Annotated in this window: 6 protein-coding genes; all 6 read left to right on the top strand. The window is 58.7% G+C overall.

Translation table 11 applies throughout. The features are described from left to right. Window positions 1-10: 10 nt before the first annotated feature. Window positions 11-3,508 carry a helicase-exonuclease AddAB subunit AddB gene (addB, locus tag AC27IT_RS11660; protein WP_221842481.1) on the top strand — a complete coding sequence of 1,166 codons (3,498 nt, stop codon included), beginning with the start codon at window positions 11-13 and terminating at the stop codon, window positions 3,506-3,508. Continuing rightward, window positions 3,477-7,307, top strand: a complete 3,831-nt coding sequence (gene addA / locus AC27IT_RS11655) for a helicase-exonuclease AddAB subunit AddA (RefSeq protein WP_487091813.1) — start codon at window positions 3,477-3,479, stop codon at window positions 7,305-7,307. The genes addB and addA overlap by 32 nt, the downstream gene beginning before the upstream one ends. 320 nt (window positions 7,308-7,627) lie before the next feature. Next, a complete protein-coding gene (locus AC27IT_RS11650) occupies window positions 7,628-8,089 on the top strand; it encodes a DinB family protein (protein WP_429776971.1) in 462 nt (153 codons plus the stop codon). A 331-nt stretch (window positions 8,090-8,420) separates the two neighbouring features. Beyond that, entirely contained in the window at window positions 8,421-9,830 is a 1,410-nt protein-coding gene (gene bcaP, locus AC27IT_RS11645; RefSeq protein ID WP_122905614.1) for a branched-chain amino acid transporter BcaP, read from the top strand. A gap of 108 nt (window positions 9,831-9,938) precedes the next feature. Then, a complete protein-coding gene (locus tag AC27IT_RS11640; RefSeq protein WP_025848345.1) occupies window positions 9,939-10,457 on the top strand; it encodes a ribonuclease FAU-1 family protein in 519 nt (172 codons plus the stop codon). Between the two features lie 202 nt (window positions 10,458-10,659). After that, window positions 10,660-11,394: a UMP kinase gene (pyrH, locus tag AC27IT_RS11635; protein WP_025848348.1), complete on the top strand. Its 735-nt coding sequence runs from the start codon at window positions 10,660-10,662 to the stop codon at window positions 11,392-11,394. Window positions 11,395-11,437: the final 43 nt, after the last annotated feature.

Here is an 11,437-nt window from a genome sequence, read left to right as displayed (position 1 = left end):
GGGAAAAAACATGGCAGTCCAATTCATACTGGGACGGGCAGGCACGGGAAAAACGGAGGAGATTCATCAGCAGATTCAAAAGCGGCTGCGCGATACGCCGCTCGGCTCCCCGATGATTTTGCTCGTGCCGGAGCAGGCCAGCTTTCAGGAGGAATACGCCCTCGCCAACCTGCCCGGGCTGGGCGGCGTGATAGGGACCCAAGTGCTCAGCTTCGGCCGGCTGGCTCATCGGTTGCTGCAGGAGCTGGGCGATCTGACGACGGTGGCGGTCGACGATCTCGGGAAGCACATGGTACTGCGCATGCTTCTGGAGCGGCACAAGGAAGAGCTGCAAGTGTTTGGCCGTTCGGCCATGCAGCCGGGCTTCGCCTCTCAGCTTGGACGTTTGATAAGCGAGTGCAAGTCGTACGGCGTCTCTTTTGCCGATTCGGAAAACGTGGACTGGGGCGGAGCCAATCTCAATCAAAAAATCAGCGACCTGCGCCTGATTATGAACGCCTACGAAGGGTACATGGCAGAAGGGTACTGCGATGCTGACGATATTTTGAACCGGGTCGCTGTCATGGTGCGCGACTCGGCCTACATCAGACAGGCGGAAATTTTCATCGACGGCTTTACGGGCTTCACCAACCAGGAGCTGCGACTGATCGAACAGTTGATGCTGCACGCCAAACAGGTGACGATTGCGCTCACCCTGGACCCGGACGAGCGCGACGCGTCTGTCGACGAGCTTGGGTTGTTCCACCCGACTTTGCGCACGTACCAGGCGCTGTCGCTGATGGCGCGGGAATCGGGCGTTTCCGTTGCCAAGCCGCTGCTGTTGACCGAGACGCGCCGTTTTGCCGACAGCCCGTGGCTGCGTCAGCTCGAACAGGTTTATTTTCAATGGGGGGCGCCGCCCGCAGTCGGCGAGCCTCGTCGCAACGATGAGGTTGCCTTGCTCTCTGCCGTGAACAGGCGGGCTGAAGTAGAGGCCGTCGCGCTGAAAATTGTCGCCCTTGCCCGAGAGGAAGGCTACCGCTGGCGGGACATGGCAATTTTGCTGCGGGAAATTGGCACCTATGCCGATGAGATTTCCGCCGTTTTTACCGATTACGGCATTCCGCACTTCCTGGACCAGAAGCGGACCGTGATGAACCATCCGTTGGTGGAGCTGGTGCGCTCGGCGTTGGAGGTCATCGTCACCAGATGGCGGTATGACGCAGTATTTCGCTGTTTGAAGACAGATCTGCTTACGCCAGACCTCGCCCATGAGCGCACGTCCCGCCAGGAGATCGACCGCTTGGAAAACTACGTGCTGGCTCACGGCGTCTTCGGCTACCAGTGGGCGGAGGAATCGGCCTGGCGTTTTCGCGGGCCGTCCGGTGCCGCCGAGGATGCGGAAGCAGACGAGCTGAGGCGCAAATACGCGGCTCCCTTGCTCGCTTTTGAAAAAGAGATGAAGCAGGCGGCAGGCAAAAACGTGCGGGAAATGACGGTGGCGCTGTACAATCTGCTGATCGCCCTGGACGTGCCGGGCAAGCTGGAATATTGGCAACGCAAGGCAGAGCAGGAGGGCGACCTCGATGCGGCACAGGTGCACGGCCAGGTGTGGACGGGTCTGGTCGAGCTGATGGACCAGGTCGTTGAGGTCATGGGCGACGAGAGCATGGAGCTGGCTACGTTTGCCCGCGTGCTCGACAGCGGTCTGGAAACGATTGAGCTTGGGCTTGTCCCTCCGGCCTTGGATCAGGTGCTGGTCGGGGCGATGGAGCGCTCCCGTCAGCCTGATGTCAAAGCTTTGTTTATTCTCGGGGTGAACGAGGGCATCATCCCTCTGCGCCCGAAGGAAGAAGGCATTTTGGACGAGGCGGAGCGCGAGCGGCTGGCGGAGATGGGCCAGGTGCTCGCGCCAAGCGCCAAGCAGAAGCTGATGGCGGAGCCGTACCTTTTGTACCAGGCGCTGACGCGGCCGTCCGAGCGGCTGATGCTGAGCTGTGCCCTGGCCGATGAGGAAGGCAAGGCGCTGCTTCCTTCCTCGGTGTTTTCGCGCATCAAGGAGGTGCTGCCAGACATCTCGCACCAGATGTTTTACAACGAGCCGACGGGCGAGGCGGACACAGATGCTTTTTTGCTCGGACAGCCGAGAAGGGTGTTCCGCCACTTGCTGACCTTGTTGCGCGCGATGAAAAAGACAGGCGAGCTGCCGGTGTTCTGGTGGGAGGTGTACGACTGGTTCGTCCGTTCCTCCCCAGAAGCATTGCGGGAAAAATGGCTGCTGTCCGGCTTGCGCTACCGGAATCTCCCGGACGGGCTGGACAGGCAGACGAGCACGACCTTGTACGGCAAGCAACTGAAAATGAGCGTGTCGCGCCTGGAGCGCTTTCAGGCGTGCCCGTTCTCGCATTTTTCCTCGCACGGGCTGAGGCTGTCGGAGAGAACGATGTACAAGCTGGAGCGGTTCGATGTGGGCGAGCTGTTCCACGCCTCGCTCAAGCGCGCGGTCGAAAAAATGAACGAGGAACATCTGGAGTGGAGCAAGCTGACGGAAGACCACAGCATGCAACTGGCGAGCGAGGTAGTGTCCGAGCTGGTGCCGCAGACCAGAAGCAGCATTCTCACGCGAACAGCGCGCTATCGCTTTTTGGCGGGCAAGCTGATGCGGGCGGTTGGCCGGGCGATCTACGTGCTGGGCGAGCACGCCAAGCGCAGCCGCTTCGCTCCGGTTGGATTGGAAGTTTCTTTCGGACCAAACTCCGACTTGCCGGGCCTCGTGCTCACCCTCGACAACGGCGTGGAGCTGCAACTGATCGGCCGCATCGACCGGGTGGACCAGTCGCTGGACAGCGAGGTTCCGTATTTGCGCGTGATCGACTATAAGTCAAGCCCCAAGCAACTGTCGCTGTCAGACGTGTGGAACGGCTTGAATTTGCAACTGCTCGTCTACCTGGACGTCGTCGTGGCAAACGCGGAGGAATGGCTGGGCAAAAAAGCCGAGATGGGCGGCGTTTTTTACTATCAGGTGGCCGATCCGTTTGTGACGGCGAAGCGGCTGCTGACGTCCGACGAGGCAGCCAAGGAGCGGGCGAAGCGCCTGCGGATGAAAGGCTTGATGCTCGCCGATCCCGAGTTGGCGAAAATGATGGACGGGTATGTGGAGCAGGGGCCGTCCGAGCTGGTTCCGTTTGAACTGAAAAAGGACGGGACGCTTTCTTCGCGTTCCTCTGTCGCTACAGCCGAGCAGTTCCAGACGCTGACGACGTATGTGCGCGACACGGTGAAGCAAATCAGCACGCGCATGACCGAAGGGGAAATCCAGATCAAGCCGTATTCCAACGGGACGATGACTGCCTGCGATTACTGTTCGTACAAGCCTGTGTGCCAGTTCGACGGGGAGACAGGCGGCAACGAGCACAGACAGCTTTCCAAATGGAACAACAAACAAATCTGGAGCATGCTGGCCGAGCAGCAACTGGCAGGAGAGGGAGGTGCTACCGATGGCGGAGCAACAAGTGCAGGCCAAGCCTGAACAATGGACGGATGAACAATGGCAAGCGATTATTCAGCGCGGGGGCAACTTGCTGGTAGCGGCTGCGGCAGGCTCCGGGAAAACGTCGGTGCTCGTCGAGCGGATCATCCGGCGCATCATGGACGAGAGCGAGCCTGTCGGCGTCGACCAGCTTCTGGTCGTGACCTTTACGAATGCGGCGGCGGCGGAAATGCGGCACAGAATTGGCGACGCGCTGCGCAAGGCGCTGAAAGAAGACCCGCATTCCGCCCACTTGCGGCGGCAGCTTGCGCTTCTCCAGCGAGCGACGATTACGACGCTCCACTCGTTCTGTCTGGGCATCTTGCGCCAGTACTACTACCTGATTGAGCTTGACCCGGAGTTTCGCATCGCCGACCAGATGGAGGGCGAGCTGCTGCGGCAGGACGTACTGGAGGAGCAACTGGAGGGCTGGTACGAAAGCGACCCGGACTTCCAGGCGTTGGCCGACATCATGCTGGACGGACAGGACGATCAGGCGCTGGCGACTTTGCTGTTGCGGCTGTACGAGTTTTCCCGCAGTCATCCGTCGCCTGAGCGCTGGCTTGCGGAAGCAGCCGACATGTTTGACATTCGCGCTGGGGCCGGTCTGGACGGGCTCGTCTGGGCGAAAAGCGTGCTGCGGTCTGTGGAGCTTTTGCTCGTCGGCATGGCTGGCAAGCTGCAGAGGGCGGCAGAGCTGGCAGCCTCCCCGGAAGGTCCGGCGGCTTATTTGCCGATGTTGGAAGCGGAAGCAGCGGCTTTGAGGCAGGCGGCTGCGGCTTGCAAGGAAGGTTGGGAGGCAGCGAGCCAGGCTATCCGTGGCGTTGCTTTTGCCAAGCTGCCGCCAGTCAAAGGAACCGATCCCGAGATCAAGGAGCAGGTTCAGGCGCTCAGAAATGGCGTGAAAAAGGAGCTGGCGGAGCAGATCGAGCAGTATTTTTCGATGACGGCCGAGCAATATGCCGCTGATTTGCAGCGACTGGCCCCGCACATGAAGACGCTGGCCCGGCTCGTTACCGAGTTTTCCGACGCGTTTCAGTTGGAAAAGCGGGCGCGCGGAATCGTCGACTTTGGCGATCTGGAGCATCTGGCCTTGCGCATTTTGACGGCAGCGGACGAAGCGGGCGAGGCGGTTCCTTCGCCGATATCGGAGCAGCTTCGCGAACAGTTCGCAGAAGTGCTGGTCGACGAGTATCAGGATATCAATCTGGTGCAGGAGACGATTTTGCGCATGGTTTCCCGCGACGGAACGAACGGTGCTTGCGCCAACCGCTTTATGGTCGGTGACGTGAAGCAGAGTATTTACCGTTTCCGTCTGGCGGAGCCGAAGCTGTTTCTGGAAAAGTACTTGACCTATCAAAAAGGCGCGGCAGGCGAGCAGGATGCGGACGATGACGCTCCGGGACGGCGGATCGACCTTGCCGCCAACTTCCGCAGCAGACGCGAGGTTGTGGATGCGGTCAACTTTTTGTTCAGGCAAATCATGTCGCCGGGCGTGGGCGAGATCGACTACGATCCGTCGGCCGAGCTGATTAACCGCGCCTCTTATCCCGAGGCAGAGCCGGGCAGGCTGCAGGCAGAGGTGCACCTGATTAACCGCAACGTCGAGCAAGAAGCGGGGCAGGAGGCGTCTGCAGAGGCAACGGAAGAGGCCGAGCTGGCGGGAATCCCCGAGGCGACGGGCGAATCGGGCGAGGAAGCGAGCGTCGCGCAACTGGAAGCGCGACTGATTGCCAGCCGGATTCGCCGCTGGATGGAGCCGGGCGAGGGCGAGTCGCCGCTGCTCGTGTTCGATAAAAAGGCAGGGGGAATGCGCCCGCTCGCTTACCGGGATATCGTCATTTTGCTGCGGGCCACGTCCGGCTGGGGGCAGACGATGCAGGAGGAACTGCATGCGGCGGGAATCCCTGTGTACGCCGAGCAGACGGCAGGCTATTTTGCGGCGACAGAAGTAGAGACGATGCTCTCGCTGTTGCGGGTGATCGACAATCCGTTGCAGGACATTCCGCTCGCTGCGGTGCTGCGCTCGCCTATCGTCGGCTTGCGCGAGGAACAGCTTGCCCAAATTCGCATCCAGTATCCGACGGGCCCTTTTCATCTCGCTGTCATCCAGTACGTGAAGGAGCGCCCGCCGCAGGAGTCGTGGGAAAAACGGCTGCGCCAGTTTTTCGCGAAGCTGGAAGGGTGGCGGACGCATGCGCGCAGGGGAGCGCTGTCTGAGCTGCTTTCCGTGCTGTACCGCGAGACGGGCTATCTCGACTACGTCGCTGCCCTGGAAAACGGACAGCAGCGGCAGGCCAACCTGCGTGCCTTGTACGACCGGGCAAGACAGTATGAGGCAGGCTCTTATCGCGGGCTGTTCCGCTTCCTGCGCTTCGTCGACAGGCTGCAGGAGGCGGGAAATGACATGGGCGAAGCGCGCACGATCGGGGAAAACGAGGATGTCGTGCGGATCATGACGATCCACAAGAGCAAAGGCTTGGAGTTTCCCGTCGTTTTCGTCGCGGGCATGGGCAAGCAGTTCAACACGATGGATTTGAAAAGCCAGTTTTTGCTGCACAAGGACCTGGGCTTCGGGCCGATGGCCGTGGAGCCGTCCATTCAGTTGCGCTACCCGAGCATCGCGGCGCTGGGCATTCGGCAGCAGTTGCGCCGGGATATGCTGGCAGAGGAAATGCGCGTGCTGTACGTCGCCTTGACCCGTGCGCGCGAGAAGCTGATTCTCGTCGGTTCAGCCAAAGACTTGGCGAAAAGCGTCATGGACTGGGGCAGACAAGGTGATGGCGAGCGGCTCAGCGACGAGGATCTGATCCAGGCCAAAGGCTATTTTGACTGGGTAGGCCGCGCCTTGCTGCGACATCCGGCAGCAGGCGAACTGCGCGCGTATCCTGCGAAGCAAGGCGCAGGCGAAGAAGTGCGAGTCAGAACCGTTCCCGATGACTCCGTCTGGTCGTTTCATTTTCATCAGGCGGACGAGCTGAAGGCGCAGCAGGAGGCCATGAGCGATGACATGGCACTGTGGGAGCGCGCGACCAGGCGGGAGGAGATTGCAGAACGGCCAGGCGACGAAGCGCTGCGCAAGCTGGTAGAAGCGAGACTGGGCTGGACCGACCCGCACCCGGTTGCCTCGCGCGTGGCGGCCAAATGGAGCGTCAGCGAGCTGAAGCGGCATGCCAAGGTCAGCAAAAGCGGGCAGGCGCTCACACTGCCTTCGATTACGGAAAAGCCGAAGTTTTTGGCGGAACAAAAATCGCACCGCCTGACAGCAGCCGAGAAAGGCACGATCACGCACCTGGTCTTCCAGCATCTCGATTTGCAGCGTCCGCTGGATGAGACCGACATACGCGAGCAGGTGGCAGAGCTTGCGGCGCGCCGCTTTTTGACAGAGGAGCAGGTGCAGGCGGTGGATGTCGGACAAATTGCCACGTTTTTTGCCGACCCTCTGGGGCAGCGGATGAAAAGGGCCAAGGCGGTTCACCGCGAGCTGCCGTTTACGCTGGTGCTGCCCGCGCATGAAGTGGAGCCGGAGCTGGGCGAAGCAACTTCGGAGCGGATTATCGTCCAGGGTGTGATTGACTGTTTGCTGGAGGAAGACGACAATCGGCTGGTCTTGATTGATTTCAAGACTGACTGGATGGCCAAGGAAGCCTCAGCCGAAGCAATCGAAGAGATGGAGCGCAGGTACAGCGGCCAGATCAGCTTGTACGTTCGGGCGATCAGGCAGATCATCAAGCCGTCTCAGGAAGTGGAGAGCTATTTGTATTTGCTTTCCGGCGGCTTCTCCATCCGGTTTACGTAAAGGCAGACAAGACTGCCGAGCATAAGAGCGCCGTTTTTGAAGCGAATCGAAAACGGCGCTCTTTGTCATGTGCGAAAACACGCTAACGCTCCCTCTGCAAAGTCGGGGGAACGGATGAAGTTGTGGGAGAGCGGGTGAAGTTCGGGAGAGCAGATGAAGTTCGGGAGAGCAGATGAAGTTCGGGAGAGCGGGTGAAGCTCAGGAGAGCGGGGGAAGTTCAGGACAACAGATAACAAAAGCGGCAAGCAGGCTGGATAATGGCGAACGTACGTGCTAATATATAGAAAATATTGACATTTCGGTCTATGGGAGGATTCAGGGTGAAAAAGCTGTTTGCGTACAACTGGATGGTGCGGGATGAATGGTTTGCCTGGTGTGCAAAGCTGCCGGAAGAAGAACTGCTGAAAACGAGAGTGGGAGGCGCCGGGACGATTTTGTACACGCTGTTTCATATTGCAGATGTGGAGTACAGTTGGCTGCGGGGCGTACAGGGGAAGACGGATGTGCAAGTGCCTTACGAGGAACACCAGTCGCTTGCGCAAGTAAAGGCGCTGGCGGCTCAATGGCGGGAAGAGCTGCGCGATTTTATCGAGGCTTGGACAGACGACTGGGAGCGGGAGCCTGTGCGCGTGGCATGGAGCGACAAGGAGTACGCCAAAGGGGAGATCATGCGGCATGTGATCGCGCACGAGATTCACCATATGGGGCAACTGTCGATCTGGGCCAGGGAGCTTGGCTATACGCCAGTCTCCGCCAATTTTATTGGCAGGAACTTGGTGTAAGGCAGCGAGTTTTGCGCGGACAGGGCGCATCACCCAGGACTGCTTCGTTGTAATTTTGCGCCGGAATGCAGGCAAGGCAAAAAGGAACCGCCACGCCAGCGTCAGTTTGTAACAAGGCAACGCGATTCGCGTCTTCGCGGGTGTGCACCAAAGCAACACATGCCCCTGCCAGTGCCAGTCCGCAACAAAGGCCACGCCGTCCACACCTTCGCGCGACTGCAACCATCCAACTTGATCCCCCATGCATAATTTTCCTCTTGCCTGCCCATACTCCAACTGTTTCGATTGAAGCTGCTGGAGTTGGAATGTCCGGGCGGGAGGTACGCACAATATGTCGTTAAAAGAACAGTTGTTGAGAAAAAAATCGGTTGCCAGCTTGATGGCACAGGTTGAGAGCAGGCAGCTCAAAAAAACGTTGGGCGCTTTTGATTTGACCATGCTTGGCATCGGCGCGATTGTCGGGACGGGCATCTTCGTTCTCACTGGAGTCGCTGCGGCCGAGCATGCGGGGCCTGCGCTGGTGCTGTCGTTTGTCCTGTCGGGGCTCGCTTGCGTATTTGCGGCGCTGTGCTATGCAGAGTTTGCTTCCACCGTCCCCGTGTCCGGAAGCGCGTACACATACAGCTACACCGCGTTTGGCGAACTGGTGGCGTGGATGATCGGCTGGGACCTGATCCTGGAGTACGGGGTGGCTTCCGCAGCGGTGGCGAGCGGCTGGTCGGGCTATGCGCAAGGCTTGCTTGCAGGCTTCGGCATTCATCTGCCTGTCGCTTTGACGAATGCGTTCGACGCTTCTAAAGGAACGATCATTGACTTGCCTGCTGTTGTCATCATTTTTGTTATTACGCTTCTGCTCATGAAAGGGACAAGGGAGTCGGCCCGCTTCAACACGCTGATGGTCATTATCAAGGTCGCGGTGATCCTTTTGTTTCTCATCGTCGGGATCGGCTATGTGAAGCCGGAAAACTGGAGTCCCTTCATGCCGTTTGGCTTTGCCGGGGTCGCGACGGGCGCTGCGACAGTCTTTTTTGCTTTTATCGGATTTGACGCGGTTTCCACGGCCGCAGAAGAAGTGCGCAATCCGCAGCGTGACATGCCGATTGGCATTATCACATCGCTGCTGGTGTGCACGCTGCTCTACATCGCCGTCTCCTTGACGCTGACCGGGATCGTTCCGTACGACATGCTCAATGTCAAAAATCCGGTTGCCTTTGCGCTCAACTACGTGAAACAAGATTGGGTAGCGGGATTCATTTCCCTCGGGGCCATCGTGGGCATCACCACTGTATTGCTCGTGATGATGTACGGACAGACGCGGCTGTTTTTCGCGATGAGCCGCGATGGTCTGTTGCCCGCCGTTTTTTCGCAGGTGCATCCGACCACGCAGGTGCCGCGAAAAAGTACGCTCATCGTCGGCATTTTGGTTGCGATCTTCAGCGGATTGCTGCCGTTGAACAAGCTGGCTGAGCTGACGAATATCGGGACGCTGTTTGCGTTTATTCTCGTCTCCATTGGCGTCGTCGTACTGCGCCGGACGAATCCGGAATTGCGCCGTGCGTTTCGCACGCCGTTCGTTCCACTCGTCCCGATTCTCGCCGTGCTTTTCTGCGGATACCTGGTCTACAGCTTGCCTGCTGTCACGAAGATCGGGTTTCTCGGCTGGCTGGCTGCAGGCGCTGTCGTCTACTTCCTGTACGGACGCAGGCACAGCCATTTGCGGGATGGCGAATACGGCAAATAGCAAAAAAACGAGGCATGTTCTCCTGGGGACATGTCTTTGTTTGCATCTGACAAAAACATCCAATTCATGGTAGAGTAAAAGGAACCAAACTGACGAGGAGAACAGGCCATGAAGCGAAAACGAGCAGACCGACCTGGATGGAGACGCGTCAAGCGAATGGGCTATCAGGAAAAGTGGGTAGAGGCTTTGTCTTTTTCCGGGTACGCTGTCCGTTTGACCCTGGACGAAGTAACCGAGCCCGCCTACATGCCTGTTGGTGAAAAACTGTTGTGCGTAGGCGACAGAGGGTATGTGTACCTGCAATACTTTCCGGATCAGAAGCCTTATGCCGTCACGAAAATGATGGACGAGCTTGGCAACACCGTGCAGTGGTACATTGATATTTGCAAGGCGCATGGCAAAGATGAGAACGGCCATATCTGGTATGACGATCTCTACCTCGACATTGTGGTGCTGCCGCAGGGCGAGGTTTATTTGCTCGACCAGGACGAACTGGACGAAGCGCTGCAAAAAGGAGTCATCGACAGCGACGAGCACAGCTTCGCGACGGAGGTGGCCGATCAGCTCCTGCGGGATATTTTGGCAGGCAAGCGGGATGCCTTTGACTTTCCGAATTTCTTTGCATAAAGTAGGTGCTTTGCATAAAATGAGGAAGAGTTTGGAATGAATCCACATGCAGGAGGGGAAGCGGGATGCAAAAAAAGAGGATGCCAGCCGATTTCCCCTGTTTTTTTCAAGAACGAAGGCAACTGCTGCCCTCGTTCTTTTTTTGGTAGAGGGAACCAAAGATTTCGAAAACGTAAAAGACAACGATCGAGGAGGAGGCGCCATGAAGTATAAGCGGGTGTTGGTCAAATTGAGCGGCGGGGCTGTCGCGCAGGAGAACGGGTTTGGATTTGACCCGGGACAACTGGAGCATATCGCGGGGGAGATTCTTTCCTTGCTCGACATGGGCGTCGAGGTAGCGATTGTCATTGGCGGGGGAAACATTTTTCGCGGCAACATGGCGGACCAGTGGGGGATCGAGCGGGTTGAGGCAGACAACATCGGGACGCTGGCGACTGTCATCAACAGCCTGATGCTGCGAGGCGTGCTGAAGGCGCGCGTCAACCGGGAAGTCAGAGTGATGACAGCCGTGCCGATCAATGCCGTCGCGGAGCCGTACATTCGCCTGCGCGCCGTGCACCATCTGGAAAAGGGCTACGTCGTCATTTTCGCGGGCGGAAACGGGCAGCCGTATGTGACGACAGACTATCCGGCTGTGCAACGGGCGCTGGAGGTGGAGGCCGACGCGCTTTTGGTCGCGAAACACGGGGTAGATGGCGTCTACACGGCCGACCCGCGCAAGGACGCATCGGCGCGGCAATACGTGGAGGTGTCCTTTGACGAGGTGGTCAGAAAAGACTTGCGCGTCATGGACCAGTCCGCGATGATTTTGGCGCGCGACCACGGCTTGCCGCTGCACGTGTTCAACTTCGACCAGCCCGGAGCGATGGCGCAAATTTGCCGTGGGGAGCAGGCAGGGACTTTTATCAGCCGGGAGCTGGAACCTGTCTTCAAATAAAAGCGGATGAGTTTGGCCCAACCGCTTACTGGGGCGCGGCGCA

The organism is Brevibacillus sp. YAE8 (assembly GCF_057543335.1).
Note: the sequence above shows the minus strand (reverse complement) of the source record. Positions and strands in the feature narration are given on the sequence as shown.